This is a genomic window from Achromobacter veterisilvae, from assembly GCF_037619525.1.
In the GTDB taxonomy this organism is placed as follows: Bacteria; Pseudomonadota; Gammaproteobacteria; order Burkholderiales; family Burkholderiaceae_B; genus Achromobacter; species Achromobacter veterisilvae.
Map to the genome: position 1 here is coordinate 3,594,602 of NZ_CP148753.1, position 15,910 is coordinate 3,610,511.

The window sequence follows — 15,910 nt, forward strand, 5'->3', positions numbered from 1 at the left end:
TACCGCATCCTTCCCGGAGACCGGGCGGCGATCAATATGTGGCGCGCAAGGTCAGCATCACATTGCGGGGTTCGCCATACACGCTGTAGTAGCTGGACGGCACCCGGCTGTAGTAGTGGCGGTCGAACGCGTTGTTCAAGGTGATGGACGCGTCCAGGTTGCGGTTGACGCGGTAGCCGACCTGCGCGTCGACCACGGCATAGCCGCCCTGCCACGACTCGCCGTTGCGGCTGGTGCGGCTCTGCACCCGCGCGCCCGCGCCCACGCGCCAGCCCGGCAGCACGTCGGGCGTGAATCGGTAGGTGGTCCAGACCTTGAACAGGTGCTTGGGCGACTCCGGATTCACGATCTGGTTTTCCTGCGTGGGGTCGGACAGGTAGCGGGTCTGAAGATAGGTGTAGCCGGCGTATACGTCCCAGTTGGGCAGCAGGCGGCCGGTGATTTCGGCTTCGACGCCCTGGCTTTGCGCTTCGCCCTGGGAAACATACCGTCCGGGGTTCGCGTCGTCCGGCACGGCACGGTGGTTGTCGCGGATCCGGAACAGGGCCAGGGACGCGTTGGCGGCGCCGTCCAGGAACTCGCCCTTCAGCCCGATCTCGTATTGCTTGCCCGTGCGCGGGGCCAGCGGCTTGCCGTCGGCCGTCATCTGCCAGGCTTCCGAAAAGGCGAATACGTCGGAGTAGCTGGCATACGCCGACAGCCAGGGGTTCAACCGCGCCACCGCGCCGAAGTACGGCACGAATTTGCGCACTTCGGGGTCGCGCCGCGTGTCGCCGGCCGTCGGCAGCACAGGCTGGGTCGCGTTGCGGTACCAGCTCTGGCGGCCTCCGGCGATCAGGGTCAGCGGATCGGCCACGTTGAAGCTGAGCTGGCCGTACACGCCCATCTGGCTGGACTTGCTGTTGTCGCCCGAGGTGAACGGCACATCCATTTCCGGCACGTCGATGTGGTGGATGTCCACGCTGTCGATGCCGGCGCCCGACGACCGGCTGTCCTGTTTGCGCTCGGCGTAGTTGGCGCCGACCATGGCCGTGTGGGTGCGGCCGAACAGCGTGAACGGGCCGGAGGCGTGGGTGTCCAGGCCCATCCAGCGGATGCGGTCCTTCTGGAATTGCAGCCAGTAGGCCGCCTGGTCCGTGGCGGGATCGACCGGGCCGTCGATGTAGCCGTACTTGCTGTCCAGGTCGGTCGCCCGGTAATTCATCGACACCTGGCCGGTCCAGCCGTTGGCGAAGCGGTGGCTCAGTTCCGCGTAGAACTCGGACAGGTCGGTATCGCCGCGCGCCCAATCCACGCCGTAGAAGCCGGAGCGGGGGCCGTCCACGAACCTGCCGTCGGAATAGGTCGACAAGCCGTAGTCGAAAGGCTCCATGCGCGTTTTCTGGTAGGCCGCCGACAGCGTCAGCAATGTATTGGCGGTCAGGTCGAATTCCAGCGATCCGTAGACCAGGCCCTGGCGCGTATGGGCTTCGTCCATCGAGTAGTCGCGGTCCTGGCCGGCCAGCCCGGCCCGGGCGCGGACGCGGCCGTCGGCGGTCACCGGGCCGGTGACGTCCAGTTCGGTGCGGTAGTTGTTCCAGGATCCGGCCATGACGCTGCCGGTCAGGCTGAAGACGTCCAGCGGACGCTTGCGCACCAGGTTGACGGTGCCGGCCGGACTGCCGAATCCTTGCAGCAGGCCCGCCGGACCGCGCAGCACTTCAATCCGGTCGTACATCGCCAAGTCGAACTGCGGCAGGTATTGCAGCGCGCCGTTGGCGGGCACGCCGTCGAACTGGACGTCGGTTTCGTAGCCGCGCGCGGTGAAATAGGCGGTGCCGTCGCCATAGCTCATGGCGCTCACCCCGGTGGTCTCGCGCAGCGCGTCCTGCACGGTGGTCATGTTCTGGTCGTCCATGCGCTGGCGCGTCACGACGGACACCGAGTTGGGGATGTCGCGCACGTTCGTGGCGCTCTTGCCGATGGTGACGGTGTTGGCGGTGTAGGACTGCGAACCCTCGGTCTGGCCGGGATCCGAGAGTTTCTCGGCCGCGCCGGTGACGCGCACGGGACTCAGTTGCGGGACATCGTCGGCGGCCTGGGCCAGGCCGGGCAGGCAGGCCTGGGCCAGCAGGGCGGCGGCGAGGGTCAGGCGGAAGGCGGGGAGGCGGCGTGGGGCAAATGCGACAGGGGGAAGTGCGGCGGGCGTCATTTTCTTTTGAAAACAATGGGAATCATTTGCATTAATGATAAAAAGCAATTTCCCTGCGCGCTGGACAGAAAATGTCGAAAAACGGACATAACTGGCTGGATCGCGAGCCTTTCAACCTTTGCTATCGAAATCCCGCCAATGCGTGAGTTTCCCGTCGAGGCGCCGCCCGTGGTGGCGCGCTCGTTCCACTACGAAGATGGCCAGCGGCAAGAGCCGCATTCGCACGAGCGCATCCAACTGATGTATTCGCCCACCGGCATCATGCGCGTCATGACCGAGGACGGCGCCTGGCTGCTGGCGCCGATGCGCGCGCTGTGGATCCCGCCGGGCGTGGCCCACGAGGTGCGCATGGTCGGCCAGGTGACGATGCGCTCGGCCTTCATCGCGCCCGACGCCGCGCCCTGGCTATGGAAGGATACTTGCGCGCTGGACGTGGCGCCGCTGATGCGCGAACTGATCCTGGCGCTGAACCAGCCGGTGGCGCGCCACGGGCCGGTGCAGCGGCTGAGCGCCGAGCTGTTGCTGAACCTGCTGGCCGGCACCGAGCGGCAGCATCGCCAACTGCCGCTGCCGTTCGACCGGCGCCTGCGCAAGGTCTGCGCGGCGGTGCTGCAGTCGCCCGGCAACGACGACACGCTGGAACAGTGGGGCGAGCGCATGGGCGCCAGCGCGCGCACGCTGGCGCGGCGCATGAAGGACGAGACCGGCATGAGCTTCCACAACTGGCGGCTGCAGGTGCGCATCGACGAAGGCATCTGCCGGCTGCTGCAGGGGCAGCCGGTGGTGAGCGTGGCGCGGGCGCTGGGGTATGCCGGCGCCAGCGCCTTCGTCTATATGTTCCGCAATGTGATGGGGGTGTCGCCGACGCGGTATCTGGAGCAGATCGCGGGCGGGCCGCGCTAGCCTTCCAGCAGCGCCAGCGCCTTGCGCGCCACCGCCGCGACGCCGAAGCTGGTCGCCAGGGCCTGGCCCTCCAGCTCGGCCAGCGGCACCCAGCGCGCGTCCAGCGCATCATCGCCGGCCACCGGCTCGCCGGCCTGCCAGCGGCACAGCACCGCGATCAGGATGTAATGCCGGCGCAGCGCGCCGGCTTCGTCATGGTCGAACACGTCGACGGCGTCGAAGACGCGCAGCGGCTGGGCGCGTACGCCGCATTCCTCGAACAGTTCGCGCGCGGCGGCGTCCTCGATCCGTTCGCCGGCCTCGATCTTGCCGCCCGGAAAGGCCCAGCGGCCCTGGTCCGGCGGGTTGGCGCGCCGCACCAGCAGCACGTGGCCGTCGCGCACCACGGCGGCGATGGTGGCGGGAATGGGGCGCGAGGGCGGGGTGGTCATGTCGGGCTGTCCTTGGGGGTGTGGGCCGGCGGCATTCAGTCGGGCGCCAGGCCGTCGAGCATCATCGCCAGGCCATATTCAAAGGTGGCGTCCGGTCCCTGCCTGTCCAGCGCTTTCATGGCGCGGGCCAGGGCGGGCGGCGGCGTGGGCGGGTCGGCGCGTTCGGGGGCGGCGGCTTCGGCGGCCTGCTGTTCCATGACCGAGCCGACCACGTAGTGGCCGATGGCGACCAGGGCGTTGGCCGCCTGCAGCGGCTTGAAGCCGGCATCGCAGAGCAGCTTCAATTGCGCCTCGACGCGATCGTACTGGGGCTCGGCGGGGTGGGTGCCGGCGTGGATGCGGGCGCCGTCGCGGTAGGCCAGCAGCGACCGACGAAAGCTGCGCGCATTGGCGTACAGGAAGTCCTTCCAGGGCGCGCCGGGCGGCGGCATCGACTGGGTGTGGCTGCGCGCCATGGCGTCGGCCAGCGCGTCCAGCAGCGCCTGCTTGTTCTTGAAGTGCCAGTACAGCGCCGGCTGTTGCACGCCCAGGCGCTCGGCCAGCCTGCGGGTGGTCAGGCCGTCCACGCCCACTTCATTGAGCAGCTCGAGGGCGCTGGCGATGACGGCGTCGCGTTGCAATTTGGCCATGGGGATTCCGGTTCGGCTTGATAATTTATCGACGATCAATTTATCATGCGAAAACTTATCGTTGATAAATTTCATCCTCATGCCGGACCGCGCCATCGCCTTGCTGCTTTTCATCGTCACCCTGGACGCCGCCGGGATCGGGCTCATCATGCCGGTGTTGCCCGGCCTGCTCGACCAGTTGAGCGACCCGGCCTCGACCCCCGCCCACTACGGCCTGCTGCTGTCGCTGTATGCGCTGGCGCAATGCCTGGCCGGGCCCGTCCTGGGGGCGCTGTCCGACCGCTACGGGCGGCGGCCGGTGCTGCTGGCGTCGCTGGCGGGCGCGGCCGTCGACTACGTGGTGATGGCGGCCGCGCCGGCGCTGTGGGTGCTGTACCCGGGCCGCATCCTGGCGGGCATCACGGGGGCCACCGGCGCGGTGGCCGCCGCCAGCATCGCAGATGCCGGCGATCCGTCGCGGCGCGCCCGGCGCTTCGGCCTGCTGTCGGCCTGTTTTGGCCTGGGCATGATCGTCGGCCCGGCGCTGGGCGGGCTGGCGGGGCTGGCCGGCGCGCGCATGCCGTTCGTGGCCGCGGCGCTGGCCAACGGCGTGGCCTGCCTGCTGGCGCTGGTGTGGCTGCCGGAATCGCGCCAAGGCGCGCGGCCGCCCTGGTCCTGGCGCGCGCTCAATCCGGTGGCGGGGCTGCGCCAGGCGTTGGGCGGCAAGGGCCTGGGCGGATTGCTGTGGGTGTTCCTGGTGATGCAGATGGCGGGGCAGGTGCCGGGGGCGCTTTGGGTGCTGTATGGCCAGGACCGCTTCCAGTGGGACGCGGCCGCCGTGGGCCTGTCGCTGGCGGGTTTCGGCGCCTTGCACGCGTTGACGCAGGCGACGCTGCCGGGGCCGCTGAGCGCGCGGCTGGGCGAGCGCGGCGCCCTGGCGGTGGGCATGGCGGCGGATGCGGCGGGCTATGTGTTGCTGGCCTGGGCCACGCAGAGCTGGATGGTGGCGCCGCTGATGCTGCTGTTGGCGGCGGGCGGCGTCGGCGCGCCGGCGTTGCAGGCGCTGCTGTCGGCGCGCGCCGGCGCGGGCAGCCAGGGGCAATTGCAGGGCGCCATGAACAGTCTGGCCAGCGCCGCCGCCATCGCCGGGCCGCTGGCGTTCACCACGCTGTACGCGGCCAGCGTCGGCGGCTGGACCGGCTGGCCGTGGGTGACGGGCGCCGCGCTCTATCTGCTGTGCGTGCCGGTGCTGGCTCGGCCGGGCACGCGCCACGGCACGGCGGCCCAGGCGAGCCAGCACCGGCGCGCCTAGCGCAAATCCCGGTAGTGGCCGCCGGGGCCTTGGGGCACACTGTCGCACTCGCCCGATAAGGGCGTGATGGATAACGACAGGGCCCGCGGGCCCGCTGGGGAAGCCGCATGGATACGCCGGACCGGCAGTTGCGCTATTTCTTGCGCATTGCCGAATTGAAATCGCTCTCGCGCGCTGCCGAGGACCTGGACCAGACCCAGTCCGGCCTGAGCCGGCAACTGGCCGCGCTGGAAGCGCACGTGGGCAAGCCGCTGTTCGTGCGCACCGGCCGGGGGGTGGAACTGACTGAGGCCGGCGCCCGCCTGCTGGACGGCATCCAGCCGGCCTACCAGAGCATCGACCGCGTGCTGGAGGCCGTGCGCCAGCGCGAGGGCGTGACCCAGGGGACCGTCAGGCTGGCGACCGTGCATACGCTCAGCTATTACTTCATGGCGGAGGTGGTGGCCAGTTTCGTCAGCAGCCATGAACACGTGAACCTGTCCGTCATGGGCCGCAGTTCGCCGGAAGTGGTGGCGCTGGTGGAAAGCGGCAAGGCTGACGTGGGCTTCGTCTACGATTCGGCGGTCGCCTCCGACAACCTGGCGTCGACCACACTGTTCGACGACGACATGTGCCTCATCGTGCAGAGCGACCAGCCCCTGATGGACAACGTGGACCTGGCGGGCATGAACCTGCGGCTGGTAGGCTTCCCGCCGCACTACGCGCTGCGCAAGATGATCCACAGCGCGGGCCTGGAGCCCGAATTCGTGGCCGAGGCCGAGACCATCGACGCCATGCTGAAGCTGGTGTCCTCGGGCGTGGGCGCCTGTATCCTGCCGTCCCGCATTCCCGACAAGCTGCTCCGCGACTATGGCTTGCGCAAGATCCGCGTCCACAGCCCGATCCTGCGCCGCCGCGTGGTCGCCATCACCCAGGCCAACCGCCAGCCCTTGCCCCTGGTGGGGGAATTGCTGGCCAGCGCGCACCGCATCGCCCTGCAATGACCCCGGCGCCGTCCCTGCCGGCGCGTTCCGAATAGCAGCTATGAGCCTGGCTGCATGGCTCGTTGGCGCCGCGGTTTCCATACTGTCGGTACTTCGCGGGGCGTCCGGTGGCGCCGGCGGCGGAGGGACCAACAGGGGAAGACATGAGCACCGCATTACGAGAGAAATCCTATTTCGACACCCGCGCCACGCAGGAAATGGCGCGCCATCTGCGCACCGTGCCGCGCGGCATCCAGGAAACCATGGCCTATGCCTGTCGCATCCTGGCCATGACCGGGCAGGAGGCCGGCCTGGCCGGGCAGATCAGCGTGCGTTCGCAGCGGCCCGGCGCCTATTGGACGCTGCGCTTCGGCCTGGGCTTCGACGAGGCCACGCCGGCGGACTTCATCGAGGTGGACCGCGACCTGCATACGCTGACCGGAGAGGGCATGGCCAATCCGGCCACGCGCTTCCACCTGTGGGTCTACGAGGCGCGGCCCGACGTGCAGTCCATCATCCACACGCACTCGCCCTGGGCCTCGGCGCTGGCCGCCGCCCGCCAGCCGCTGGTGATCTCGCAGATGGACATGACGCCGCTGCATGACGACTGCGCCTTCCTGGGCGAGTGGCCGGGCGTGCCGATCGCCGACCAGGAGGGCGTGATCATCTCCGAGGCCCTGGGGAGCAAGCGGGCCATCATCCTGGCCCATCACGGCTATCTGACGGCGGGCAAGTCCTGCGAAGAGGCGACCTACCTGTCGGTGTACCTGGAGCGCGCGGCGCGCATGCAGATCCGCGCGCGCGCGTTCGGGCCGCTGACGCCCGTGGACGACGCGCTGGCGCGCGAGGCGCATGACTACCTGCTCAAGCCCTCGATCGTCAACGCGACGTTCAACTACTGGGCCCGCCAGACGCACGGCGTTGCGCCCCTGCCGCTGCCCGCGGCCTGACGCCAGACGCCGCCCTGCGGCATTCCTCCAGACTTTTACTTCGGGGAGTCATGATGATGACGACCAAGCCTGCGGCTGCGCGCTCGCGCCGCGATTACGTGACGGCCGGACTGGCCAGCATGATGGGAACCACGATCGAGTGGTACGACTTTTTCCTTTACGGCACCGCCGCCGCGTTGATCTTCAACAAGATCTTCTTTCCGTCCTTCGATCCCTTGACGGGCACGCTGGCGGCGTTCGCCACCTATTCGGTGGGCTTTTTCGCGCGGCCGCTGGGCGGCGTGATATTCGGCCATTACGGCGACAAGATCGGCCGCAAATCCATGCTGCTGATCACCCTGCTGCTGATGGGCGTGCCCACCATCCTGATCGGGCTGATTCCTTCTTATGAGCAGATCGGCTACTGGGCCGCGGTGCTGCTGGTGCTGATGCGCTTCCTGCAAGGCATCGCGGTGGGCGGCGAATGGGGCGGGGCGGTGCTGATGGCGGTGGAACACGCGCCGGCCGGCAAGAAGGGCTTCTTCGGCAGCCTGCCGCAGGCCGGCGTGGCGCCGGGCCTGATCCTGTCGTCCCTGGCGATGGGGGCCGTCGCCGCCTTGCCCGAGGCCGACATGCTGGCCTGGGGCTGGCGCCTGCCGTTCCTGGCCAGCGTCGTGCTGCTGCTGGTGGGGTGGTTCATCCGCGTCAAGGTGGCCGAATCGCCGGACTTCGAGCAGATGCGCGAAAAAGGCGCCAAGGTCGAGGTGCCGGTGGCCGAGGTGCTGAAGCATCACCGGCGGGCCCTGCTGGTGGTGGTGGGCGCCAGGCTCGCGGAGGTGACCTGGTTCTACACCGTGGTGACCTTCTCGCTGGCCTACGCGACGGGCACCCTGGGCATCCCCCGCTCGGTCATGCTGGACGCCACGATCTGGGGCGCGGCCGTCGCCTTGTTCACCATGCCGCTGTTCGGCATGCTGGGCGACAGGATCGGCCACAAATGGGTATTCATGGCGGGCACCGTGGGCATCCTGGCCTGCGCGCCGGTGTTCTTCCATCTGCTGGGCACGCGCGACACCGGGTGGATCATCCTGGCGGTCTGCCTCGCGGTCGGCCTGGTCTACGCTTGCCTGTACGGGCCGGAAGGCACCTTGTTCTCCAGCCAGTTCCCGGCCGAAGTCCGCTACACGGGAATCTCGCTGGCGGTGCAGGTATCCGGCGCCATCGGCGGCGGCCTCGCGCCCATCGTGGCGACCTGGCTGCTGGCAAAGGGCGGGGGCGATCCCCGCTACGTGGTGTGGTACTTGAGCATCCTGGGAGTGATCGCCTTGTTCAGCGCGTGGCTGATGCGCAGCGAGGCCTCTGCGGCCGTCGCCCTGCGGGTGCCTTCGAGCGCCAAACTGAGGACGCCATGAAAACCATCGACTACTACTTCTGGATGAATTCGGACTGGGCCTACCTGGGCGCCGACCGCCTGGAGGCGCTGGCCCAACGCCAGGGGGCGGCGATCCGCTACCTGCCGGTGGACCTGCCCGACGTCTATGCCCGCACCGGCGGGATCCTGCTGGGCCGGCGCTCGCCCGAGCGCCAGGCCTACCGCGTGGCGGAACTGGCGCGCTGGTGCCGCAAGCTGGGGATCCACGTCAATCCGCAACCGGCCCACATGTGCCCCGACGCGGGCCTGGCCTCGCGCACCGTCATCGCCGCGGACCAGGCCGGCCTGCCGGTGGCGGCGCTGTACAAGGCCATCCTGAAGGCCGAGTGGTGCGACGAGCAGGACATCTCCGACGCGGCCACGCTGCGCGCCATCCTGCTGCGCCAGGGGCTGGACGCCCCGGCGCTGCTGGCGGCGGCGGCCCGGCCCGAGGCGCAGGCGGCCTATCGGCGGAACACGGACGCGGCGGTCGAGGCCGGCGTGTTCGGATCGCCCGCGTACGTCTACCGGGGCGAGGTCTTCTGGGGCCAGGACCGGCTGGACATGCTGGAAGAGGCTGTCGCGGGGTAGAGGGGGGCGGGCGCTTAAATGTGCCTGCCCTGCGGCAGCACGGTCAAGGCCACCAGGGCGACGATACTGGCGCCCATCACATACAGGGCGGGAGCGAAGGCCACGCCCGTGGTGTAGGTGATCCAGGTCAGGATGGCCGGAGCGAAGCCGCCCAGGACGGTCACCGCGGTGTTGTACGTCAGGGACATGCCCGAGGAGCGCACCGCGGTGGGAAACACCTCGGACAGCGCGGCGGGCGCCACGCCGACGTACATCGCCACCATCAGGCAGAACAGCGATTGCACCACGATCAGCGTCATTTGCGTGTGCGATGCCTGCAGCCACATCATGAGCGGATAGACGGCGATCAGCAGGACCAGGGCGGCCGCGCGCAGCAGGTTGCGGCGGCCGTAGCGGTCCGACAGGGTGCCGGAGAATACACAGCCGCCGGTCAGGAACAGATTGCCCACCAGCGCGGCCAGGAAAGCTTGCGAGCTGGTGAAGCCCATCGACTTCTGCACGTAGATCGGCATGAAGATGATGAGCGCGTAGGGTCCGACGGCCCAGAGCACCGACATGCAAAGCCCGGTCAGCAGCTCCTTGGGATAGTTGCGGATGACGGCCAGCAGCGGCGCCTTGACCCGGGCGTTCTGGCGAGCCTGGCGTTCCTGTTCTTCGCGGAAGTGCGGCGTTTCGTCCAGCGCGGCGCGCATCCACAAGCCGACCGGCGCAATGGCCAGGCCGATGATGAACGGAATGCGCCAGCCCCATTCGCCGACCTGTTGCTCGGTGAGCAGGGTGGTGACCAGGGTTGCCACGAGGGCGCCCAGCAGATTGGAGATGCCCATGCTGGCCTGCAGCCAGGAGGCGTATTGGCCGCGCTTGCCTTCGGGCGCGTGTTCCACCAGAAAGGCGGTGGCGCCGCCGACTTCGCCGCCGGCGGAGAAGCCTTGCAGCATGCGGCCGCAGACGATCAGCAGCGGAGCGCCCACGCCTATGGCGGCATAGGGAGGCGCGGCGGCGATCAGCAGGGTGCCTAGGGCCATCAGCATGATGGTCAGAGTCAGGGTCGCCTTGCGGCCGGCGCGGTCGCCGTAGGAACCCAGTACCAGCGCGCCCAGCGGACGGACCACGAAGCCCAGGCCGAAGGCCAGGAACGACGTCATTAGCTGGACGGTCGGGTTGGCGTCCTTGAAAAAATTCTGTCCGATGTAGACCGCGAACAGGGCATAGACCGTGAAGTCATACCATTCGAGGGCATTGCCGGCCGAAGCGGCAATGACTGCCTTGCGTCCGCTGTGGTGCCGTGCGGGTTGGGTCGCGGTCCGGCCCGGCAAGGCCTCGGCGCCCAGATTCATGGAGATGTCCTTCATTATTTCCCAATTCAGATCGTGCGCGTTCGGGTTGCGCCTGGTGTGTGGTGTATGTGGTCCCCGGAAAGACGAGCGCATCATAGAAATCAATCTCGATAATGTCGTATTACCTTTTGTTCCTGGTCCATAACATCAAATTAATCCCTGGCCCCCCGCCATAGCGGGACATGGGGGACGGTTGAGGTCACGCTAAGGGATAACCCCGACGTTTATGTCGGGCAGAAGGGGGCCTAGTTGTGCTGTTCGAGGTTGTGCAGCACGTTGATGAAGGCCAGGGCGGGGCGCGACAGGGGCTGTAACTGCAAATGGAAGACGTTCACGGGCGCGTTCACCGTGCCTCGGATGGGAACCGTCACCACTTTCGACCAAATCGGTCCGGCCACGGTGATTTCGTCCACCAGCGCCACGCCCGCGCCGGCCTGCACCAGGGCGCAGGCCACGTGGGCCTGCTGCACTTCGATGCGCGGTTCCGGCTGCGAGTCCTCGTCGCCGAACAGCCGGTTGATCAGCATGCCGAAGGGAATGTCGGCGCTGTAGCCGATCAGAGGCTCGTTGATCAGGTCGCGCACTTCCACCTGGCCGCGCGCGGCCAGCGGGTGGCCCTTGGGCAGGACCGCGACGATCTTGTTCTCGTAGAGAGGCTGCGAGGCCAGGCTCGGGTGCTCCACCGGCATATAGGCCACGCCCAGTTCCACCTGCTGCGTCAGCAGCGCCTGTTGCAGCGTCGCCGGGATCTGGGTTTGCAGCACGATGCGCATCTGCGGGTAGCGCTTGCGGAACTGCGCGATGGCGCGCGGCAGCAGGGATTGGCCCAGGCTGGGGCTGCAGGACAGGCGCAACTGCCCCTCGCGGTTCTCCGCCAGGTTGTCGGCCACTTCGTTCACGCGCTGCACGTTCTGGTAGAGCGCCGTGACTTCCACGAACAGCCGGCGGGCTTCCGGCGTGGGGTAGAGCCGGCCCTTGATGCGCTGGAACAGCATCAGCCCCAGGCGTTGTTCGGTATAGGCGATCAATCGGCTGACCGCGGGCTGGGACACGAACAGCAGCTTGGACGCGCCGCTGATGGAACCGCTGAGCATGATGGCCCGGAAGACCTCGATCTGCCGCAGATTCAATTTCATATGCTTAACCTGATGTTAATTCCGATGCACATATAAGCATAAGACGTTTTGGCAGGTCGCTCACTACACTGCACCCACTGATTTAAGGATGGAAGCGGTCATGAGCGATTTCGATTTGGTGGTGCGCGGCAATATCGTCGATCCGGATGCGGTGGCGATGGACGGCTGGCTGGCGGTGCGGGAGGGAAAGATCGCGGCGCGCGGCGTGGGCGCGCCTCCCGCGGCGCGGGCCAGCGTGGACGCGAGGGGCCAGTGGATCGTCCCCGGCGTGGTGGACGGCCAGGTGCATTCGGGCAGCCAGCAGAACCAGGAGGGGCTGGGCTGGGCCTCGCGCGCCGCGGCGGCTGGCGGCGTCACCGTCATGGTGGACATGCCCTACGACGATCCGGAGCCCGTGGCTTCGCGTCCTCAACTGGACGCCAAGATCGCCGAAGCCGAGCGCGACTGTCATGTGGACGTCGCGCTGTTCGGCACCCTGAACACCCAGCATGGCCTGGCCGCCGCGGCCGGCCTGATCGAAGGCGGCGTGTGCGCGTTCAAGTTCTCGACCTTCGAGGCTACGCCAGGCCGTTTCCCCCGCATCGAGGAGGACGACCTGTACGAGGCGTTCCGGTTGATCGCGCCGTCCGGACTGGCCTGCGGCGTGCACAATCAGATGCAGGAACTGACGCGCAAGAACATCGCGCGCCTGGTGGATGCCGCAGACACGGGGTGGGACGCCTTCATGCGCGCCCACACGCCGCTGATCGAAAACCTGGCCACCGCGCTGATCTACGAGATCGGCGCCGAGACGGGCGCGCGCGCGCACGCGGTGCACGTTTCGACCTCGCGCGGGTTCGAGATCTGCAATATGTACCGCCGCAACGGCCATCGCGCCAGCATCGAAACCTGCGTGCAGTACCTGATGCTCAACCATGAAGAGCACACCCGGCGCTTCGGCGCCAAGACCAAGCACTATCCGCCGATCCGGCCGAAGGCGGAGGTCGACCTGCTCTGGACCCATATCGCCAACGACGAATGCACCTTCGTCTCGTCGGACCACGTCAGTTGGGGGCTGGAACGCAAGCAGAATCCCAACGTTTTCAAGAACTCGTCCGGCGGCCCGGGCCTCGAAACGCTGCTGCCCGCGTTCTGGACCGGCTGCGAAGAGCACGGCATCGCGCCGTCCATGGTGGTGCGGCAATTGAGCCGCAACCCGGCGCGGCACTTCCTGCTGGACGACCGCAAGGGCTCGCTGGAGGTGGGCAAGGACGCCGACATCGTCATCCTCAAGCCGGAGCGCCATGCCTACGACCCCGCGGGCAGCCTGTCGGCCGTGCAGTGGAGTTCGTTCGAGGGCCGCGAGTTCTCGGTGCGCGTCGCCGCCACGTGGTGCCGCGGCCAGCAGGTGTTCGACGGCCAGCGCATCGTCAACCAGAAGGGCGACGGCCGCTTCCTGCGCCCGCGCCAGGCTTGAGGACCGGAACCATGGCTGTCGAGTTTCCGCCCCTGAACGCCGAGCGCCTCTGGGCCCGCGTCGAAACCCTGTCCCGCTTCACCCTGCCCGACGTTCCCTGGACGCGCCGGGCGTTCTCGCCGCTGTTCGGCGAGGCCCGCGCCTGGCTGCGCGGCGAGTTCGAAGCCGCGGGCCTGTCCACCCGCCTGGACGCCGGCGGCAACCTGATCGGCACGCTGCCCGGGCGCGATCCCGCGCGCAAGCCCATCGCCACCGGTTCGCACTGCGACACCGTCATGAGCGGCGGCCGGTTCGACGGCATCATCGGCGTGCTGGCGGGCATCGAAGCGGCCCGCACGATGCGCGAACACGGCATCCAGCTTGAACACCCCTTCGAGGTCATCGACTTTCTGTCCGAGGAACCCAGCGACTACGGCATCTCCTGCGTGGGCAGCCGCGCGCTGTGCGGCCAGTTGACCGCCGACATGCTGCAAGCCCGCAACCCCGAGGGCGAGACGCTGGCCCAGGGCATCGCCCGCGTCGGCGGCGACCCGTCCGCGCTGGACGCGCCGCTGCGCCGCGCCGGCGAAACCGCCGCCTTCGTCGAACTGCACATCGAACAGGGCCCGGTGCTGGAAAGCCGCGGCCTGCCCATCGGCGTGGTCACCAATATCGTCGGCATCCGCCGCGTGCTGATCACGGTGGAAGGCCAGCCCGACCACGCCGGCACCACGCCCATGGACATCCGCCGCGACGCGCTGGTGGGGGCCGCGCGCATCATCGACGCCGCCAGCCGCCAGGCCGGCGCCGCCAGCGGCAATCCGCATTATGTGGTGGCCACGGTGGGCCGGCTGTCGATGACGCCCAACGCGGCCAACGCCGTGCCCGGCCTGGTCGAACTGACGCTCGAAATGCGCAGCGACAGCGACGCCGTGCTGGACGCCTTCCCGGAGACGCTGATGGCGGGCGTGGCGCAGGACCTGAAGGCGCTGCGCCTGACCGCGAGCTTTGCGCAACTGAGCCGCGCCCGCCCCACCGACTGTTCGCCGCTGGTGATGGACGCCGTCAAGGCCGCCGCCGACCGACTGGGCTACGCCTCCATGCGTCTGCCCAGCGGCGCGGGCCACGACGCGGTCTACATGGCGCCCACCGGCCCCATCGGCATGATCTTCATCCCCTGCCTGAACGGGCGCAGCCACTGCCCCGAGGAATGGATCGAACCGGCGCAGTTGCTGGACGGCACCCGCGTGCTGTACCAGACGGTGCTGGAGCTGGACCGGACGCTGCGCGGCTGACGGGACGGGCGATGGCGGGCGCGTCCCGGCGTCCGCCACCGCCGCCCGGCTACTTCTTCACCAGCGGGCAGGTGGACTTGGACAGCGGCATGAAGGCCTGGTCGCCCGGCAGGGTGGCCACAAGTTTGTAGTAGTCCCAGGGCCGCTTGGACTCGGACGGCTGCTTCACTTCGAACAGGTACATGTCGTGCACCATGCGGCCGTCCTCGCGGATGCGGCCGTTGGCGGCGAAGAAGTCGTTGATCGGCATGGACTTCATCTGCTTCATCACGGCGATGGGTTCGTCCGTGCCCGCCGCCTGCACCGCCTTCAGGTAGTGCATCACGGACGAGTAGGTGCCCGCCTGGCTCATGTTGGGCATTTTCTTGAGCTTGTCGTAATAGCGCTGCGACCAGGCCCGGGTCTGGTCGTTCATGTCCCAGTAGAAGGCCTCGGTCAGCGTCAGGCCCGCGGCGGCTTCCAGGCCGATGGCGTGGATGTCGTTGATGTACAGCAGCAGGCCGGCCATTTTCTGGCCGCCCTTGGTCAGGCCGAACTCGCTGGCGGCCTTGATGGCGTTGACCGTGTCGCCGCCGGCGTTGGCCAGGCCCACGATCTGCGCGCGGCTGGCCTGGGCCTGCAGCAGGTAGGAGGCGAAGTCGCTGGAGCCCAGCGGATGGCGCGACGCGCCCAGCACCGTGCCGCCGTTGGCTTTCACGACCTCGGTCGCCGACGCCTGCAGTGTGTGGCCGAAAGCGTAATCGGCCGTCAGGAAGTACCAGCTCTTGCCGCCCTGTTCGACGGTGGCGCGCGCCGTGGTGTTGGCCAGCGACCAGGTGTCGTACGTGTAGTGCACGGAATAGGGCGAGCACAGGTCGTTGGTGATGCGCTCGGTGCCGGGCCCGCTGAAGACCACGATCTTCTTTTTTTCGCGGGCCACTTCCAGCACCGCCAGGGCAGGCGCGGATCCCGCCACGTCCATGATGGCGTCCATCTTCTGGACGTCGTACCACTCGCGCGCCTTGGCCGCGGCGATGTCGGCCTTGTTCTGGTGGTCCACCACCATCAGGTCGATCTTCTTGCCCAGCACCTTGCCGCCGAAGTCGGCGATGGCCATTTCCGCCGCGGCGGCGCTGCCCTTGCCGGTCACGTCGGCGTAGACGCCGCTCATGTCCAGGATCAAGCCCAGGCGGACCACGTCATCGGAGATGGCCGCGGGTTGCGCGTGGGCGGCGCTGGCGGCGAAGGCGGCGGACAACAGGGCAAGCGTGCTGCGCAACTGCAGGGACATCCGGGGTGTTCCGGGGCATTTCATGGTCGGTCTCCTTGGTGCCGGATCTTTTCGGATACTGCGGGAGGCGCCTCGGAGGCTGCTGCGGCGCTCTGTTTT

At 68.3% G+C, this 15,910-nt stretch carries 14 protein-coding genes; 8 read left to right on the top strand and 6 right to left on the bottom strand.

Features of this window, described 5'->3' with window-relative positions; all coding sequences use genetic code 11:
* Window positions 1-31 precede the first annotated feature (31 nt).
* Window positions 32-2,191, bottom strand: coding sequence for a TonB-dependent siderophore receptor (locus WHX56_RS16750; RefSeq protein WP_338878422.1), 2,160 nt, complete (start codon window positions 2,189-2,191; stop codon window positions 32-34).
* A gap of 138 nt (window positions 2,192-2,329) precedes the next feature.
* Between WHX56_RS16750 and WHX56_RS16755 the strand changes: the two genes are divergently transcribed.
* Window positions 2,330-3,094 (top strand): AraC family transcriptional regulator, encoded by a 765-nt coding sequence (locus WHX56_RS16755; protein ID WP_129244783.1) that lies wholly within the window; start codon window positions 2,330-2,332, stop codon window positions 3,092-3,094.
* Here WHX56_RS16755 and WHX56_RS16760 read toward each other — a convergent pair.
* Window positions 3,091-3,525, bottom strand: coding sequence for an NUDIX hydrolase (locus WHX56_RS16760; protein ID WP_129244785.1), 435 nt, complete (start codon window positions 3,523-3,525; stop codon window positions 3,091-3,093). The two genes, WHX56_RS16755 and WHX56_RS16760, sit on opposite strands and share 4 nt — an antisense overlap.
* A 35-nt stretch (window positions 3,526-3,560) precedes the next feature.
* Window positions 3,561-4,154, bottom strand: coding sequence for a tetracycline resistance transcriptional repressor TetR (gene tetR, locus WHX56_RS16765; protein WP_338878423.1), 594 nt, complete (start codon window positions 4,152-4,154; stop codon window positions 3,561-3,563).
* 79 nt (window positions 4,155-4,233) lie between these two features.
* Here tetR and tet point away from each other — a divergent pair, with 79 nt between their 5' ends.
* From tet to WHX56_RS16790, 5 genes are all read left to right on the top strand, one after another.
* Window positions 4,234-5,445, top strand: coding sequence for a Tet(A)/Tet(B)/Tet(C) family tetracycline efflux MFS transporter (gene tet, locus WHX56_RS16770; protein WP_338881790.1), 1,212 nt, complete (start codon window positions 4,234-4,236; stop codon window positions 5,443-5,445).
* 107 nt (window positions 5,446-5,552) lie between these two features.
* The gene (locus WHX56_RS16775; protein ID WP_338878424.1) at window positions 5,553-6,428 is read left to right on the top strand and encodes a LysR family transcriptional regulator; all 876 of its coding nucleotides are present in this window, start codon (window positions 5,553-5,555) and stop codon (window positions 6,426-6,428) included.
* Between the two features lie 143 nt (window positions 6,429-6,571).
* The gene (locus tag WHX56_RS16780) at window positions 6,572-7,357 is read left to right on the top strand and encodes an aldolase (protein WP_287754625.1); all 786 of its coding nucleotides are present in this window, start codon (window positions 6,572-6,574) and stop codon (window positions 7,355-7,357) included.
* A gap of 53 nt (window positions 7,358-7,410) precedes the next feature.
* On the top strand, window positions 7,411-8,748 hold the full coding sequence (locus tag WHX56_RS16785) for an MFS transporter (RefSeq protein WP_338881791.1): 1,338 nt from the start codon (window positions 7,411-7,413) through the stop codon (window positions 8,746-8,748).
* Window positions 8,745-9,338: a 2-hydroxychromene-2-carboxylate isomerase gene (locus tag WHX56_RS16790; RefSeq protein ID WP_338878425.1), complete on the top strand. Its 594-nt coding sequence runs from the start codon at window positions 8,745-8,747 to the stop codon at window positions 9,336-9,338. The genes WHX56_RS16785 and WHX56_RS16790 overlap by 4 nt, the downstream gene beginning before the upstream one ends.
* 14 nt (window positions 9,339-9,352) lie before the next feature.
* Here the strand turns inward: WHX56_RS16790 and WHX56_RS16795 are convergent, their stop codons facing one another.
* A complete protein-coding gene (locus WHX56_RS16795) occupies window positions 9,353-10,675 on the bottom strand; it encodes an MFS transporter (RefSeq protein WP_338878427.1) in 1,323 nt (440 codons plus the stop codon).
* Window positions 10,676-10,920: 245 nt separating this feature from the next.
* Complete coding sequence (locus WHX56_RS16800) at window positions 10,921-11,811, bottom strand: LysR family transcriptional regulator (protein WP_129244793.1); 891 nt, start codon at window positions 11,809-11,811, stop codon at window positions 10,921-10,923.
* A gap of 100 nt (window positions 11,812-11,911) precedes the next feature.
* Here WHX56_RS16800 and WHX56_RS16805 point away from each other — a divergent pair, with 100 nt between their 5' ends.
* Together WHX56_RS16805 and WHX56_RS16810 are read left to right on the top strand one after the other, a co-directional pair.
* Window positions 11,912-13,267 (top strand): dihydroorotase, encoded by a 1,356-nt coding sequence (locus tag WHX56_RS16805; RefSeq protein WP_338878428.1) that lies wholly within the window; start codon window positions 11,912-11,914, stop codon window positions 13,265-13,267.
* An 11-nt stretch (window positions 13,268-13,278) separates the two neighbouring features.
* Window positions 13,279-14,541: a Zn-dependent hydrolase gene (locus tag WHX56_RS16810; protein WP_338878429.1), complete on the top strand. Its 1,263-nt coding sequence runs from the start codon at window positions 13,279-13,281 to the stop codon at window positions 14,539-14,541.
* Between the two features lie 49 nt (window positions 14,542-14,590).
* On the opposite strand, the gene WHX56_RS16815 is transcribed toward WHX56_RS16810, so the two are convergent.
* The gene (locus WHX56_RS16815) at window positions 14,591-15,835 is read right to left on the bottom strand and encodes an ABC transporter substrate-binding protein (protein ID WP_338878430.1); all 1,245 of its coding nucleotides are present in this window, start codon (window positions 15,833-15,835) and stop codon (window positions 14,591-14,593) included.
* Window positions 15,836-15,910 lie beyond the last annotated feature (75 nt).

Coding starts and splice junctions, on each gene's coding strand:
- WHX56_RS16785 (WP_338881791.1), top strand. CDS start 7,411: ATGATGACGACCAAGCCTGCGGCTGCGCGCTCGCGCCGCGATTACGTG.
- tet (WP_338881790.1), top strand. CDS start 4,234: ATGCCGGACCGCGCCATCGCCTTGCTGCTTTTCATCGTCACCCTGGAC.
- WHX56_RS16795 (WP_338878427.1), bottom strand. CDS start 10,675: ATGAATCTGGGCGCCGAGGCCTTGCCGGGCCGGACCGCGACCCAACCC.
- WHX56_RS16760 (WP_129244785.1), bottom strand. CDS start 3,525: ATGACCACCCCGCCCTCGCGCCCCATTCCCGCCACCATCGCCGCCGTG.
- WHX56_RS16780 (WP_287754625.1), top strand. CDS start 6,572: ATGAGCACCGCATTACGAGAGAAATCCTATTTCGACACCCGCGCCACG.
- WHX56_RS16790 (WP_338878425.1), top strand. CDS start 8,745: ATGAAAACCATCGACTACTACTTCTGGATGAATTCGGACTGGGCCTAC.
- WHX56_RS16775 (WP_338878424.1), top strand. CDS start 5,553: ATGGATACGCCGGACCGGCAGTTGCGCTATTTCTTGCGCATTGCCGAA.
- WHX56_RS16815 (WP_338878430.1), bottom strand. CDS start 15,835: ATGAAATGCCCCGGAACACCCCGGATGTCCCTGCAGTTGCGCAGCACG.
- WHX56_RS16805 (WP_338878428.1), top strand. CDS start 11,912: ATGAGCGATTTCGATTTGGTGGTGCGCGGCAATATCGTCGATCCGGAT.
- WHX56_RS16750 (WP_338878422.1), bottom strand. CDS start 2,191: ATGACGCCCGCCGCACTTCCCCCTGTCGCATTTGCCCCACGCCGCCTC.
- tetR (WP_338878423.1), bottom strand. CDS start 4,154: ATGGCCAAATTGCAACGCGACGCCGTCATCGCCAGCGCCCTCGAGCTG.
- WHX56_RS16800 (WP_129244793.1), bottom strand. CDS start 11,811: ATGAAATTGAATCTGCGGCAGATCGAGGTCTTCCGGGCCATCATGCTC.
- WHX56_RS16755 (WP_129244783.1), top strand. CDS start 2,330: ATGCGTGAGTTTCCCGTCGAGGCGCCGCCCGTGGTGGCGCGCTCGTTC.
- WHX56_RS16810 (WP_338878429.1), top strand. CDS start 13,279: ATGGCTGTCGAGTTTCCGCCCCTGAACGCCGAGCGCCTCTGGGCCCGC.